This is a genomic window from Paenibacillus uliginis N3/975 (assembly GCF_900177425.1).
In the GTDB taxonomy this organism is placed as follows: Bacteria; Bacillota; Bacilli; order Paenibacillales; family Paenibacillaceae; genus Paenibacillus_AQ; species Paenibacillus_AQ uliginis.
The window spans coordinates 996829-1013032 of the sequence record NZ_LT840184.1 but is presented as its reverse complement, the minus strand read 5'-3'; the positions used below and the strand labels follow the sequence as shown (position 1 = coordinate 1013032).

The 16204-nt window shown below is 41.0% G+C and carries 8 protein-coding genes; 1 reads left to right on the top strand and 7 read right to left on the bottom strand.

Annotated features, from left to right (window positions below):
* Positions 1-256 precede the first annotated feature (256 nt).
* On the top strand, positions 257-3322 hold the full coding sequence (locus tag B9N86_RS04720; RefSeq protein ID WP_208917995.1) for a hybrid sensor histidine kinase/response regulator: 3066 nt from the start codon (positions 257-259) through the stop codon (positions 3320-3322).
* Between the two features lie 85 nt (positions 3323-3407).
* Here the strand turns inward: B9N86_RS04720 and B9N86_RS04715 are convergent, their stop codons facing one another.
* The 7 genes from B9N86_RS04715 to tyrP form a co-directional block, all read right to left on the bottom strand.
* Positions 3408-7817 (bottom strand): collagen binding domain-containing protein, encoded by a 4410-nt coding sequence (locus tag B9N86_RS04715; protein WP_210190640.1) that lies wholly within the window; start codon positions 7815-7817, stop codon positions 3408-3410.
* A 374-nt stretch (positions 7818-8191) separates the two neighbouring features.
* Positions 8192-8863 carry a class D sortase gene (locus tag B9N86_RS04710; RefSeq protein ID WP_208917993.1) on the bottom strand — a complete coding sequence of 224 codons (672 nt, stop codon included), beginning with the start codon at positions 8861-8863 and terminating at the stop codon, positions 8192-8194.
* A gap of 1 nt (position 8864) precedes the next feature.
* The gene (locus tag B9N86_RS04705) at positions 8865-10037 is read right to left on the bottom strand and encodes a response regulator (RefSeq protein ID WP_244562947.1); all 1173 of its coding nucleotides are present in this window, start codon (positions 10035-10037) and stop codon (positions 8865-8867) included.
* 177 nt (positions 10038-10214) lie between these two features.
* Positions 10215-10373 (bottom strand): hypothetical protein, encoded by a 159-nt coding sequence (locus tag B9N86_RS04700; RefSeq protein ID WP_208917992.1) that lies wholly within the window; start codon positions 10371-10373, stop codon positions 10215-10217.
* Positions 10374-10652: 279 nt separating this feature from the next.
* Positions 10653-12026: a Na+/H+ antiporter NhaC gene (gene nhaC / locus B9N86_RS04695; protein WP_208917991.1), complete on the bottom strand. Its 1374-nt coding sequence runs from the start codon at positions 12024-12026 to the stop codon at positions 10653-10655.
* Between the two features lie 91 nt (positions 12027-12117).
* A complete protein-coding gene (gene tdc / locus B9N86_RS04690; RefSeq protein ID WP_208917990.1) occupies positions 12118-13986 on the bottom strand; it encodes a tyrosine decarboxylase in 1869 nt (622 codons plus the stop codon).
* A 49-nt stretch (positions 13987-14035) separates the two neighbouring features.
* The gene (gene tyrP, locus B9N86_RS04685; protein WP_208917989.1) at positions 14036-15448 is read right to left on the bottom strand and encodes a tyrosine-tyramine antiporter; all 1413 of its coding nucleotides are present in this window, start codon (positions 15446-15448) and stop codon (positions 14036-14038) included.
* Positions 15449-16204 lie beyond the last annotated feature (756 nt).

The following is a 16204-nucleotide window of genomic DNA, read 5'->3' as shown; positions in this document are numbered from 1 at the left end:
CAACAAAAAATGGAGACAGCGAGATACAGCATGTCCAATGTTTAATACATCGCATAGCGAATAAACATAGCACATGGGTATTCTCGTCATCTCCACCCAATGTAAGTATTCAATTAAGCGCTTTCAGGATTTTATTATGACATTCATCACATTTGGTGTCAACTACCGATAACAGTGAAAAAAAAAGAGTTTTTTCTGAAGAAATTCAAAATATGGCCATGAAGGATATAACCAATGGTTGTCGAAAATATGTAGAATGATGACGAAAAGAAAAGTATTTATCACCTTAGCATTGTTTCTGGTTTCTCTCACATTGTTGCGTATTGGTTGGCTCTCTTTCTATAACGCGCCAGATCATCCGAAAGCGGTTCAGGGCGAGCTGGATTTACGAGACTGGGATATTTCGTCGAATCGCCCTATCTCATTGGATGGCGAGTGGGAATTCTACCCGAATCAATTTCTCCTTCATGAGGAGACAAACCACAACACATCCACTCAAGGTACAGATTTTATCCAGGTTCCAGGAAACTGGAAAACCAAGTTCTCAACGGAACATAAAACCGCCGAAGGTTATGGATCATATCGTTTGCGTATTTTGGTTAATCCAGACAAGCATCAAACCTATAGTCTCCATCTGTCTAATATTCAAACCTCAAACGAACTGTTTGCAAACGGCCATTCATTAAAAAAATCAGGCCATCCAGCTTCGACAAGAGAACAGTACACAGCCAAGAATGCTCCATCTACTGTAACTTTCTCTTCAGATAAGAGTGAGATCGAGCTTGTTATCCATGTGGCTAACTTTGATAGTATCCTTGAAGGTGGTGTGCTTAATCCAATCCGATTCGGAACTGGATCAACGGTAGGTAGTGAACAATCCTTTACGATGAGTCTGCAAATTATGATGGTGGTTATTCTTCTGATACACGCCATTTATGCCGCTATTTTATACATCATTGGGTACCGCCAGAAATCATTGATCTTTCTGTCTCTCTCCCTGATTTTTGGTGTTGCTTCTATACTCATCGACGACAGTCAATTGCTGCTCTCCTGGCTGCCTTTGAACTACGAATGGAATGTAAAAATATTTTTACTCTCTTATATGGGTACCGCAATATTATTGCTTAATTGTGTAAGATTTACGCTGCACGAATTCACAGCTGTCAGATCTTTTCGTTGGCTCACCATATTGAACCTGATGTATGTGATGTTCATTTTGCTGGCACCAGCGAAATATATACTGTTTTCGGTACCGTTTTTTTATATCTTATATTTTCCAACCTATCTTGTTATGCCAGTACTTACTGTGAGTATAGCTTTAAGAACCAGTAAAGACGCGTTGTTGTTAGTGCTAGTTGCCTCCGCACTCACCACCAATGTCTTTTGGGGCATTGTTAAGAATCTCGGTTTTATTGATATGATGTATTATCCTTTTGATCTGATTATTGCTTTAATTGCGTTAGCTTCATTCTGGTTTAAACGTTTTATCCAGACTGCCAATCGAACCAAACAGCTTGCGAAAAAACTCCAGATGGCTGACAAGCTAAAGGATGACTTCTTGGCGAATACCTCCCATGAATTGCGAACACCTCTTCATGGAATGATTAATATTGCTCAACATGTATTAGATGAAGAAAAAGAATCTTTGAACAAACAAAACGCTCAAAATTTAGAATTGCTCCTAACGGTTGGTCAACGCATGTCACACACGCTTAATGACTTGCTCGATTTATCACAGCTTAAAGAGGGCCGAATTCATCTGGAACTCGACAGCATTCGAGTACAATCGGTTGCTTCCGGCGTTGTTGATATGCTCAAATTTATGACTGAGGGCAAGATGATCACCTTGTCGATGGACATACCTGATTCCTTCCCTCGTGTCATTGCGGATGAGAAAAGACTCGTTCAGATTCTATACAATCTTGTTCATAACGCGATTAAATTCACGTACGAAGGAACGATATCAATTAACGCTGAATTACGTGATGGGCAGGCATTTATCCATGTCTCAGACACAGGAATCGGGATGGACGAAGAATTAAAAAATAGGGCTTTTCAGGCGTATGAGCAAGGAGATACAGGCACTTCAACAACCATTGGTGGAATAGGGCTGGGACTTAGCATCTGCCAGCAGATGGTTAAATTGCATGGCGGAACATTAACTGTAAGCTCTACACCCGGTCAGGGCTCTGTATTCACCTTCACACTCCGATTGTCTGATCGTGAAGAGATGGATTCTATTGCGATGATAGAGACTTCAACTCCGTATGTAGCAGCCAGTAACAACGAAAGCGAGTCCGATCTGTCGCCTCTAAAACCGATTCTAGCATCAGACAGACCCAAAATACTGGCAGTTGATGATGATACAGTGAACTTAAAGATTCTTGGAGACATCCTGTCGTCAGATCAATATGATGTTGTAAAAGTAACGAACGGCAAGGACGCTATTCTCAAACTAGATTCAGCTCAGTGGGATTTAATTATTGCCGACGTCATGATGCCGCAAATGTCAGGATATGAATTAACAAGGATTATTCGTGAACGGTATACTCTCTCTGAACTTCCGATTCTGCTGCTGACCGCACGTAGCCAGCCCGAAGATATTAACTCCGGATTTTTGTCAGGAGCGAATGATTATATAACAAAACCGATTAATGCGTTTGAATTGAAGCCAAGGATCAAGGCTTTAACCGACTTAAAACGTTCGATAGGCCAACGTATGCGTCTAGAGGCCGCCTACCTGCAAGCCCAAATAAAACCTCATTTCTTATTTAATACATTGAATTCCATCACTGCGTTAAGTGAATTTGACCTACCTAAGATGAATGATCTAATTGATGCGTTTAGTTCTTACCTGAGAATTAGCTTCGATTTCTGGAATTCTCAACAATTAGTCCCGATTAGGCATGAGCTTGAGCTCGTTCATTCCTATCTGTACATAGAGAAGCAGCGTTTTGAGAACAGATTGAACTTCATATGGGATGTACAACCCGATATCCATGTCATGATACCACCGTTAAGTATTCAGCCTCTTGTCGAAAATGCGGTAAGACACGGAGTTCTCAGTCTATCTAAAGGCGGAACTGTTCAACTTCGGGTGGAACGGCGGGATCAATGTATTGAAATTTCAGTTGAGGATAATGGTGTGGGTATGAAGGAAGATAAGTTAACTCCACTGCTTCACTTCCAAGCTCGGGAAAAAAGTGGGATTGGATTGCTTAATACAGACAGACGCTTGAAACAATTGTATGGCGAGGGCCTCAAGATTTGGAGTCAACCGGATCAGGGCACAAAGGTCTCTTTTAAAATCCCATTGGATTGATATAGGGTGTCACAAATCGAAATAAAGAAATGGCGGCGCAGGATTAACTCCTTGCGCCGCCATTCTTCATGTTCTACATAATATTTTATTTATGAAGTACTTGTTTCTTTCTGAGAACCAGCAATGCCAGTCCTAACACGATGGAGCCGAATCCAGCCAATTGTAACGGAAGTGGGCTATCTTCTCCTGTCTTTGGAAGTACATTGCCTGGTTTTTGTGGCTTTGTACTTTCAACCGGAGTTTTTCCATTGCCCCCGTTTGTCGGCTTTGTGCCTTGATTTGGATTTTTACCTGAATTGTCTGAACCGCCCGACTCAGTCCCTCCATCGACAGGAGGATTTGTGTCTGTACCGTCACCTGAATCTGTTGGGTCAGTTGGATTAGTAGGTTCAACTGGATCAACCGTTTCACCCGGTTCAGTTGGATCTACAGGTTTTTCAGGATCAGGTTTGACCGGTTTTTCCGGATCAGGATTAACGGGAGGATTTGGACCGACAGGAGGATTCGGGTTGTTTTCTCCGCCACCGCCAGTAACTGGAATACGGATATTTTCCACGGTTACTACTGTCTCTTTCCCGCCAATCACTTCGATCTCAGTCAGTTTGTCCTTTATGCTGTAACCGTATGGTGCTCTGGTCTCTTCAACATAATATTTACCTGGTCGGAGCTCTGGAATCTGCAGTTCTCCCTTACTATCCGTAGTAAGGCCTGCGATTTCCTTACCCTCTCTGTTCTTGACCGGAACCTTATTGGCGTCCAGAATTCGGAACTCTGCGCCGGATAATTTGATTGCTGGTCGGCCTAGTTCGATCTTGGTCAGCTTCACCGAACCCGTCTCTAGCTTGTTCTTGAACACAACCTGAACTTTAGTATCATCAATAATTTCAAACTTCAGTGGTTCAAGATTCAATATATAGCCTTCAGGAGACTTCGTTTCAACAAATTGATAGCTGCCTGCTTTCAGTTGGTCTACGAACAGTTTACCGTCTTGATCTGTAATCAAGTCACGTTTCAGAACATGCCCTTCCGCATCCCAAAGTTCAAACTCAGCACCTGCAAGAATGCTTCCTGTATCCGCATCCTCTTTCAACAATTCAACAGCACCGACATAAATTTCATTCAGTGCAACCAACACTTTAGGTGATGTTTGGTTAGGTTCGATTGTAAAAGGAATCGGATTCGCATTCAGCTTGTAGCCTTTTGGCGCTTTAATCTCAATGAACTGATAGCTACCTGGCTTCAGATCGGTGAGTTGGATTTTTCCGTTTGCATCGGTCGTGAGTTCTGTATGTTTAGGCACATCACTGTATTTTCCGCCCTCAAGGTATTGAAGTTTGAAGACTGCACCCTCCAATGTTCGGGTCTCATCGTCTTGCTCCACCTTCGTTAATTCTACAGACCAGTTGCCTTTTACATTTTCGATCGTAAACTTAACCGTAGAATCTGGTTTGTCAGCTTTAAACTTAATAATGCTTCCATTCTTATACTCTTCTGCGATCAGATAACCGTCTGGGGCGGATAATTCCTTAAGCATGTAATCTTTATATTTGTAATCCTTGAATACCGCTTCCCCATTTTCATCTGTCACAAGCTCTTCCAAAAGATTGCTTCCGGATTTGTCATAGAGTCCGAACTTTGCTCCTGCTAACGGCTTCTTACTATCGGCGTCTACTTTAATTACTTTCAAATTGCCTTTACCTGGGGAGTTCGCTCCGCCCCCTGCTCCAGAGAACTTCACTATGACTTGATTTTCATTTTTCTCATCAACAGTACCAGAGGATTGTCCTTGAAAGTTAACGTTATTGGTTATGGTCTCGCCATTATCAGCATTAATGAACGACTGATATTCTAACACGAACGAGGTCTCAATCTTATTTACAAACACGAGCTTGAAAGAATTTCCCTGGACATCCAATGTATATTCTGACTCGTCTACCAGGCCGCCCTTAATCAAGTTACCACTTGAATCAGCTTTATATTCATAAAGCTTAAAGGAATCCTTAACGAGTATCTGATTAGAGGATAATGTGTCCGTTAATACAGCGCCCGCATCGATATGAGACAAGCTGCGATTGATGTTCACTTCCCAATAAGCAAAATCCTGATTCTCACCTGTTCCTTGTTTTCCTGTTTTGATTACATATTCTCCGCCAAATTTAGGAGTAACAGAAGTCCCTTTTTCAAATATCACTTTATCCGGTGTCTGTGAGTCATACAATGTAGCATTATTGCTGTATACCTTAGCTACGGGATGACCTTTCAGACTCGTTTTATATGTTATTCGATAAGCAGAGTCAATCGAGCCAAGCTTCAATTCAAAGCCATTTTTTCCATTTTCCGTTTTCGGTTCAAAGCTATATTTGTCAGCCGGTACCTCTGCCCCAACATCTACTCCATTGGAGCCCCCATTGAGGGTTAAATGATGTACGGTCAATGAATCCGGGAGGAAAGTCTGCTCACCTGTATAGAAATCGCGAACGACTGCATCTTGAATGTTGTGAAGATTGTAGTTCACATCGATCGTCCAGGTAATTTCCTTCGTTACTGCGTTATACTTACCCATTTTATTACCGTTATCTTTCGTATAGTTATCCGGATCTACTGTTGCTGATTTAGTGATGGATGGCTGAGAGACATTATTCTCTTTCCAATTTAACACAGCCTTATTTTTATAAGGCTCTTTGTTGACACGTGTAGGGTCAAAGTAAGTCTTATAAGTGATAAAATGGTTGGTCGAAGTCGGTTCTTTAAACTCAAGTTTAAAACCTTCATCATATGTTAGATCTGGCTTTATGGTGTAATTTCCATTTCCATCTCCATTATCTAACTTAAGCCCGCTGACCTTCAATGTCTCTGGTAGAAATGTCAGGCCTTGTCCAGCAAAACTGTCCTGGATGACGACATTTTCCATTGTTTTCTTGTCATCGTTCAAACTGAGCTTCCATTCAATCGTTTTTGCCGCGTAATCCACTTCACCTGCAGATTTCCAGAAGATTACTTGATTAATGTCACGGCCTATCTCTTTCTCTGTGCCATCTGCAATCTCAACTTTATTTACAACCGTGTACTTATCTTCATGCACACGCTTTATGGCAGAAGTTTTGTAGAAAATTTCATAAGCTACGTTAACATCGTTTTGAAACGCTAACTCGAACCCTTTCGCCGTATCATTGACAGTGTAGTCCGTTCCCTTTACGAGCGGCGTTCCTGTTTTTCGTGAAGCACTGCCGTTATCGTTTATCGTCATCTCGTATACTTCAAAAGAATCTTTATCTAGTAGTTGATGATTCTTATCAAAAGTATCCTTAATCCATGCTTTCTGCTGTTGGATCACCTGTTCATTGTAATTATACTGAATGGCCCAGGTAATCGTTTGACTAGTGGAATCATAATGCGTCGACTTTTTATCCAACGGTTTGCTGAATTTCACATCAACACTGGCTGATTCCTTCAGGATTTCCCCGGTGCTTCCGGAAAGTGTCGCCTTGTTAGTGTATGTTTTGTCGGAAGTACCAGTGATCTCAGTTATGTACTCCACTCGATAGGCGCTGTCTATATTCCCAAGCTGTAGCTCAAACCCATTCCCACTGAGCTGGGGCGTAACAGTAGTAAGTTGTGAGCCCGGAATTACACTTCCATTTAATTGAACCTCTAATGGATACAGCTTAATGGAATTCTCTTTGATTTTCAGTCCGTCTGGAAGTTCATCTTTAAAGACCGCACCATCAATCTTCTTTTCACCAATATTAAAATCAACTTCCCAGCTGATTTCGTTAGGATTCATACCTTTATTGGTTGTTCCACTCTTCTTTATTTCACGGTCATTCTTACTTTTAAAATGGACAGGAATAGTGACTATATCCGTTTCTGTGAACTCAAAGACAACCTCTTGTTGAGTTCCTCCCTCGAATTTGCTTTCTTCAAATTCTCTCCATACAAAAAAGTATCCTGTTAGCTCTTCATTATCTTCAATCGAATCATTAAATGTGAAGGTGACTGTGCCTTCCGGAGTCACTTCATATTCCCCTACTCCACCGTCCAGATCGCCAGTCAATACTCTGTCTACTTTAAATTTATCCGGTAGATCGAAGGTAAAGGTGGCACCGTCCTTATAACCGTGATCGGCTGGAAGCTTCCAGTCAAAATCAACCTGTACACGCGACCCTTGGTCTGGACGGACCGTTTCAATAAGATTACCATCCTTATCTTTTATAACCACACCGGTAATAATATTTTTGGTTATAATGATAGGGTTTTTCTTGTCTTTCTCATCTTTATAAACACTTTCTGTGACAGTCTTATCTGTGGTACTCTCATCTGTCACATTCTCCTCAGTGACACTTTCGTCTGTGACAATCTCGTCCGTGACAGTCTCGTCAGTAACAAACTGCCCTTCTTCACTAACTACCGGGTTTACTAATTCATCAGCAGCGCTGGTAATTGAAGTAGGTATCAAGAGATTGATCATTAAAGCTGCAATTAAGAATAAATACATTGTTTTACTAAATTTCCTCATAACTAAAAACGTTCACCTCGTATTTCATACAAATTTAGTTTAACTGCCTTAAAGTGCATATCTAATTGACATAGGCCTGACTTCAAGTAATGTCTGTTAGGCCGGTCACTATCGCCTCCTTATGATTTTTCATCCCATTTTCAAATTCCTTCAACCCCTGGCTTAAGCAGGCTGTATAAAAAGCTATTTAAACTGCTCCCCTTGATGTAGGCCAAGGCAATGATAATTTACATAGACTATACAGCAACATGTTGAATAATTTCTGAATATGATGAAAATTTGCGAAAAACCGCGAAAAACTATAATAACACAAAAAATAACACCGCTCTCCTTAGAGAGACGATGTTGTCTGTTCATCCTTCTATTTTTCCTTTAACGATAATACGATGTGTAGGGTTAACCATAGGGTGACAAGTGATCAGCGTTATTTCTTTATCTTTACCATTGGGATCCAGCACCCACACTTCCTCAGGCTTTACATATAATTTTTCCGTAACGGTATATTCATATAATTCCTCTCCGTTGTTAACCTGAATTTTATCCCCTTTTTCAATTTCATCGAGCCTGTTGAAGTTTCTTCCGTATGTACGATTCCTGTGACCTGCCACGGCATAGTTGCCGATTTCACCCGCTCTTCCCGTATTCTCAACACTTGCCACGGTCGTATTCAAATTCTTTTGCGTCGCCCCGTGAAGTATAGGCTGAAGCAAATCAATCTTTTCTATCGTTAGAATACCTTCTGCATTGGGATAGCTGCTTAATTTTGAACTTGCATTTTCCTTGGACTCTGAATCCTCCTCCGAGCTTTCGCTTTCATTCGCCGCACTTGTGTTGCTAACGGATATTCGTGACTGCTGACTCTCTTCCACAGACTCATCACCATTACTAATGTTTTGCATGCTGTTTTGCCATTCTCTCACAATCTTTTCTTGCTGATTATCATGATACTTTTCTGCAAGTGTCGGATAAAAAAGAATAAAAATTCCAAATACAATAAGCAGAACAGCTGTTATTTTTATTTTCATGTTACATTCGTCCTATCTTCAGGTTTAATCTTTGTATGTCGTTGTTCCATTGCTCGTACCAATCCGTTAACTCTTTACTGGGAGGAACATCAAATTCCTCTTTAAAAATGTTCGAGATGAGTTGGAATTGTTTCCGAACTTCAGCCTGGTGGTTGAGTAACGCATGTACCTTCATTAAGCCAAAATAGCCCTCTTCCATATCAGGTACCTTTTCTTTCATTTCTTGATACAGCAGTATTGCTTCCGTATATTGACCTTGGGATATGTAGCATTCTGCAATTTGCTTCACATGGTCCAGCCAAATCAAACGAATTCGGTCTTGCTCGTACTCCGCCCACAAATAGCGATGCTCTTCCAGAAAGTCACCTGTGTAACGTGCTTTTATGGATAGGTGATTGTCGAGTGTATCAGGAGTAACCTCAGCAGCTTGACGAACATCATTCTCCCAATCATCCACATCCAGCCTCAACGTCCCCCATACCATTCGGTAGCCTTCATCTTTATATTTAATCTCCAGATCAAGTCCGGCAGCTTTAATAATTTTTCGAATTTGGTAAATCGCTGTATACAACTGAGCTGTTGCTCTTTCAGCATCGTACCCTGGCCATAACAAATCAATCAGCATTTGCTTGCTCACAGTTTTATTTCGATAATATACAAGATAAGCAAATAGTTCGGGGGCCTTTAATGTTTTCCAGGGAAAAAATCGGACATTTCCTAATGTATCGATATAATGCAAGCTTTGCAAACAACAGAGTGTGAGTGGAGCTGCATCCTTCGGTAATGGCTTACTTGTCACGTTCGATTCAACAGCGCGCTTTAATGTCGTTGCCAGTCTGGTCTGGTGTACCGGTTTCAGCAAATAATCGAGTGCGTTCATCTCAAACGCCTTTACAGCATATTCTTGATAAGCCGTAACGAAAATAATCCGAATATGCGGTTGAATCTGCTGAAATCTTTCAGCCAATTCAAATCCGTCAATCTCCGGCATCTGTACATCCAGAAATGCTATATCCACCTTTTCCTGCTGAGCCAATTCTAAAGCTTGGTATGGATCATTAAAAATCCCGACCAACTCAACCTTAACATCCAATTCGGATCTCTCTACTAACAGCTTTTCCATCTTTTTCAGAGCGAGCCATTCATCGTCAACAACGATCACCTTCAAGTCCATTTTCCCTCGTCGGCCTCCTTCTCTTCCATCGTCTGATTCTATTTTACCAAGAAAAGGGGCCCAAATGTTCCGAAGTTTGAACATAGGGATCATTGTTTCACTAACCTTCCTTACGTTTTCGAGTGTCATGATACTGTTCATCCTTTATCAAAGAGCAGCTATCAAAATTGTCCATGATCATGCAACCCCGCCGTACCAAAGCGAAGATTGTATTTGTTGTACAATACCATTCTGGGGTGACCATTCCATGCCAATTTTCCCCTGCGGATGAGGCCCCTTCAACTGTCCAAAGGCCTCCCTTACCTCTAAAGAGCCTTCCACCATTATGTTCTGCATGCTCAAGAGCTTCCTGTTGCTTAATAGATAACTTCATATTCATATCCCAAGTCTCACCACTCATTTTTTTTGTAAAATGTCTATGCAGAAAAGCATATCATTTCAATTAAATCATAAGCTTCTGAATAATTTTTGAATATTAAAGCAATCAGTATTTTTATGCACTCACAAAATAAAGAAATCCCCCGTTCATCTACCAGATGAATCAGGGGCTTTCAGGTGGTCTATATTATTGAAATGCGGATCCTCTTAATTTGTCGATAAGCATGCGGTTTCCTCTTATGCTGTTTTAGTATTTTTCTTGTCCTTGCCTATAAACCCCAACACGATCGTTAGCAATGGAGCTGCGAAACAAAATACTGCATAAGGTAAATACTCCAATGTAGAAACACCCAACGTACCTGTAATAAAAACACCGCTAACCCCCCACGGAATTAACGCATTGAAGGCTGCTCCACCATTAGCAACTGTCGACGACAGATGTTTGGAAGCAAGATGCAACTTGTTAAATTGATGTTTAAAAGCCTTGCCTGGTAAAATGATCGACAAATATTGTTCGCCCAGTAGAAGGTTAATGCCCATACAGCTTAACGCAGTCATAAGAATTAGCTTTCCTTTACTGCTAACGAAAGCGGAGATTTTATCGATTAACGTATTAATAATATTTAACTCCACTAGCAAGCCTCCTAACGCGAGAGCCAAGAGAATCAGGGAAACAGACCACATCATACTTTGAATTCCTCCGCGTGTAAGCAGTTCATCGACACTGGTTACACCTGTATTCGATACGAATCCGTCCTGCATAAGATTTGATAAATCAAGAAAGCTTGTCTGTGGCGCATATAAGAAAATAACACCGACCGTAATGGCAATGCTCAATAGCAAGGTCGGGATGGCAGGAACCTTTTTCCACGCACACAAGAACAGCGTCAAAACAGGAAGCAGCGTCCATACTGTGATGGTGAATGAAGAACGCAATGTATTGACCAGCTCATTAATCTGATTGCCCGTAGTTAAAGAATTCGAGCGACCTATAATGACGAAAAAGACGAGCGAAATCAGGAAAGCAGGAATCATCGTTCGCATCATGTTGCGTATATGCTCGAACAAATCCACTTCTGCTATGGCGGAAGCTAAGTTCGTTGTATCCGATAAAGGAGAAATGTTATTCCCTAAAAAGGCACCAGATACAATAGCTCCTGTCGTAATAGCAGCAGGATAGCCCATAATCTGACCCATACCGAACAAAGCAATACCGATAGTTGATATCGTCGTGAAGGAACTTCCAACCGTAATCCCTACAACGGCACAAATAATAAAGACCGAAGGCAGAAAGAATTGTGGAAGCATAATGTTGAATCCATATACCATAATCGTAGGGATCGTGCCTGCCGCAATCCAGACACTGATCAAGGCCCCGATTAGCATAAATATAAGTATAGGAATTAAGCCTGGAGTAATGCCTTGCTGAATACCTTTATGAATTGTATCCCAGGAAATCCCTTTCAATTTCCCAAACACGATCAGAACACCTATAGATAGTAAAATAGGCACCTGAGGAGCCATGCCTACTCCGATAATACACACACCTATAATGGCTAGTATTCCAATAAGAAGGAAAATACTCTCTTTTAGAGTCACTTCTTTTTTCATGGTAAAACTCCTTGTCGTTAAATATTGCTCTAAGTTGAAATGGTGATAAGGAATGCGCAACCCAATTAGCACGTTACGCATTCCTTTTTAATTATGCTTGTTGATAGTCGTTATAAATGGTTTCAAGCTTTGTCTGAATAGCAGCTTCAATCTTCACCGCGTATTCATCAAATACTTCCTTGTCATTTACATACGGCGACATCGCACTTGCTCTGAGTACAGTAACTTTCTGTTCACGTGCCCACTCTTCCTCACTGAATCCGAGTGATTTCACGAATGGCAGCGGACTGTTGCCATAGTCTGGAACAGCAAAGTCAGTATGTGACGTAAGGAACTCATTGTAATACAAGCCACCTTTAGCATAAGATGCATGCCCAAAGAAATCGTGGTTCAGCTTGTTCATCACACCGAGATCCGTATTGCCAACTTCATTAAACACATAATCGATCATATTGAAGTCAGGTTTGGTTAATGGGTAAACCTTAATGGTTTTCCCGTTCACATGGAACTCTCGATCCTTCAAGAAGTGATAGAAATGAAAAGCACCTTCAATACTCGCCCCCATTAATTTGCCGTAGCCCATTACATTTAGCGGAAGTACTTTGTGAGCTGTCCATACCGCTGCGGCAGTTGCACCTGCTTTGGATCCCTCCAGAATATAAGCCCCTAGCAGTGCAGGAATATCAGCACCCTTCTCAAATACATAAGTAGCGAAGTAGGAGATCGCATCGCGCATTCTGCTGTCTTTTACTGTGATTGCTCCGGCAGAATACGGAATGTAACCCATTTTGTGCGGATCGACTGTTATCGTCTCCACTTGACTCATTGCTTTAAAGGAGTTGTAAATGTCCTCTGTAAGCCATTCGTTCTTTTCTTGGAATACGCCGTATTTTTTATATACTTTATCAAGCTTGTCATAATCTATAAATTCATTGTTCTCATCTATGAAGATGGCACGTGCATATCCGCCATAAGCTGCATCAATATGAATGTAGAAATAGATGCCCTCTTTTGCCAGTTTGTCACGCAGATTAACTATTTTGTCGACACGGTCGATTTGACCTTCTTCTGTTGTACCGATAACACCAACCACACCAAGTACAGGAATTTCTTGCGCAGCAAGCTCGCGAATTTTCGCCTCAAGCTTGTCAATGTCCATGCGGTAATTATGATCTACATCAATTGATACGACATTATCAAGGCCAATACCGATAATGTCGGCAGCTTTCAGCCAAGAGTAGTGTTTTGTTTGCGGTATAATCCATTTTCCTAGTTTTTGTAGATGCCTACCGCTACGAGCGGAGTGAGCTTTTACCTCATCCAGCTTGTCCGGTATTTTGTCCATAATTTCCAATATTTCCTTAGTTGACATGTTTAGCAGTTGCCACTCGGACTTGCCCTCCACATGCTCTGGAGCAACTTCTTTAATGGCAAGCGGAAGTGACTTCAAATTTCGTGCATACCATAATCCTTCCAGATTCGCGATCGATCCATCGGCACAGATATGTCCCCAGCCCTTGTCTTCCTGATAGCCCATCAGTGTTGCAAGTTCATGGCCCACCTCTTCTTCCATCTCAGAAGTACCAGGGGAGGACTCATAAGCGACGTTGTTGCCGTTCCATAACGTAGCCGCTGTATAAGCAATAATAGCCGGCATCAACGTTTCGGAGTTCATATGCCCCCAGAAGCGACCCGCTGTATGCCAAGGCAGCGATTTTGAGCGAAGCTTGGAAGATAATTCATTAAATACGCTGCGAACATGATCAACTGTATTGTTGAAGCTCTCTGAGCTTTTATCAAATGGCGAGATCACAGGAGTATCTTGCGGCTGATAATTTTGACGCCAACCGACATGTTCGTCGATCATTTTAAGCAATAGTTCTTTAAAAATGTCGACATTTTCACCTTTATCACCTAAAAATAACGCTTTTAAATTTATATCTGTAATTTCAATTTTCATTGTCATTTCCTCCATTATTTATTCATGATTGATATGGTTTGGCTGCTATTTATTTTTCTTTTTTCCACTCTGGTTTTTTGAATTTGTAGATAATCAAAGCGATTGCCACCATAATTACCGTTGCTCCAACTTGAAAAATAATGTAGCCCGTATATTGGCTCGGCTGAAGAATGGATGGTGGTATAAGGCTGACGATCATCGTAATAGCAACACTTATCAGAGACAGAAGTGAAATGAACCAGATTAATCCATTGCCCTTATTGCCCAATCGGAATGGTCTTTCGATGTCCGGTAACGTGTAGCGAAGCTTAATGGCCGAAATGCCAATTAAGGCATATACAACACAATATAAAATCGTTGTTGTAATTGTAATAATCAGGAACGCACTATTAACGTCAGGCACAACGACATACAACAGCGCTACTAATGAAATGACCGACGCCTGAATCAAAACAAACGTGATCGGGATATTTCTTTTGGTTCTTTTTTGAAAAAACTTTGGCAAGTTACCTTCATCAGCAACTTTAATCATGGATTTACTTGGCCCAAGCACCCATGCGCTTAACTGCACCAATACTCCGATAAGAATCATGGCCGAAATAATGTTGACAAGAATCATGGGCAGGCCTAAATCTTTACAAAAAATAAGATATGGCTGCGTAATATTTGCTAGCTGCATTTCACCCAATGGCACGGCGTTCGATACGGTTAGTCCAGCCACAAGGTTGAAAATGACTAACAAAATAACCGAAGTAATAACCGCTATCGGGTAATTGCGCTTCGGATTTTCGATATTATTCGCATGTACGGATGATATCTCAACCCCGGCGAATATGAAGATAATGCCCGATAAGTAAGTTAAGCTACCTAAATCACTGAAATTCGGTACCAAATCCTTGGCTTTAAAATTACCCAGATAGCTGATTTGCTGAATGCCATTTTTAAAAAAGAACCAAAGACCGAGAATAACAAGGACTACAAATGGAATGTACACCCCAATGATCGCTCCCCAGTTCCCACCAATTTTAACCATGTCGAACTTGATATTTAATAAGGTAACTCCCCAATACGAAATGAGAATTACCGCAAAAATAAAAATGTTATTGGAAGACAGCTGCGGTCTGTTAATGACATATCCAAACAGAACGCCCACTGTCGAAGACACCATAACCATTCCGAAGAACATTTGAACCCATAGCAGCCAAGAAGTAACGAATCCCCATTTTTCTCCTAGCGCCTTCTTCACCCATACTTGAGGCCCACCTTCTTCTCCAGGAAATCCCGTGGAAAGTTCGGCAGACATCAACGCAATTGGAAGTGCAAATAATAACGCTGCAACAAGCATGTAGAAAATCTGCGTCCAACCTGTTATGGATAACGTCGGAACACTCCGCACTGTCCCAAAAAAAGCCATTGTAATCCCGATCAATCCAAAAAGTGATAATTGTTTTGATTTGACCATTTATCTGTCCTTCTTTCTGTCATTCAAGTCGTATTTGGTCGAGATTGTCATTGATTGGCTTATGATGTCTAACTATATTAAATTGTATTCGAACTATTATTGTTTTTTTGAATATACAATTACGGGAGGCTTGGAGGAGAAAAATTACGGGAGGCTTGGAGGAGAAAACTGACCGAGTCGACAAAAGGTAGACGAAAAAAAGGATTTTTCTACAGCCCAATTCGGCTGTAGAAAAATCCTTTACATATTGAATAGTTATCGATCATGCACTACTTAACTAGCTTTACCAGGCTGTATGTTTTCTTACCTTTGCGGATAATAATGTCCTTCTGCATCTGTCTGCTGATTGATGGCTCCACGCCATTCCAACTCATCTATAATATTCATGATTATCTAACTCCTTACGTGTTGTTAGTTCGTATTAAAAAACAAAAAAATCGTCTCCTTGTCTATTGTAGACATAGGGGCGATTTATTAACCGTGTTACCACCCAGCTTGCACTATTAGCGCGCAGTCTCTAATAATACCTCTCGTAACAATAATATCGATTGCCAACACACGAAACCCCTCTAACCGATGTTAGAGGGGTTTCACAATATAATAAAATATATAAAAGGGGTACTTTTATAGTAAGCTGTGAATCTTAATGGAGGATTAAATCTATATTAAGGACACATAAAACTTTTGCAGTGTTGTCTACTCTTCTTCGATTAATAATTATTAAATTTTCATTGAAGGCTTTATGATACCGTTGTA

Coding starts and splice junctions, on each gene's coding strand:
- B9N86_RS04700 (WP_208917992.1), bottom strand. CDS start 10,373: ATGCAGAACATAATGGTGGAAGGCTCTTTAGAGGTAAGGGAGGCCTTT.
- B9N86_RS04705 (WP_244562947.1), bottom strand. CDS start 10,037: ATGGACTTGAAGGTGATCGTTGTTGACGATGAATGGCTCGCTCTGAAA.
- nhaC (WP_208917991.1), bottom strand. CDS start 12,026: ATGAAAAAAGAAGTGACTCTAAAAGAGAGTATTTTCCTTCTTATTGGA.
- tdc (WP_208917990.1), bottom strand. CDS start 13,986: ATGAAAATTGAAATTACAGATATAAATTTAAAAGCGTTATTTTTAGGT.
- B9N86_RS04710 (WP_208917993.1), bottom strand. CDS start 8,863: ATGAAAATAAAAATAACAGCTGTTCTGCTTATTGTATTTGGAATTTTT.
- tyrP (WP_208917989.1), bottom strand. CDS start 15,448: ATGGTCAAATCAAAACAATTATCACTTTTTGGATTGATCGGGATTACA.
- B9N86_RS04715 (WP_210190640.1), bottom strand. CDS start 7,817: ATGTATTTATTCTTAATTGCAGCTTTAATGATCAATCTCTTGATACCT.
- B9N86_RS04720 (WP_208917995.1), top strand. CDS start 257: ATGATGACGAAAAGAAAAGTATTTATCACCTTAGCATTGTTTCTGGTT.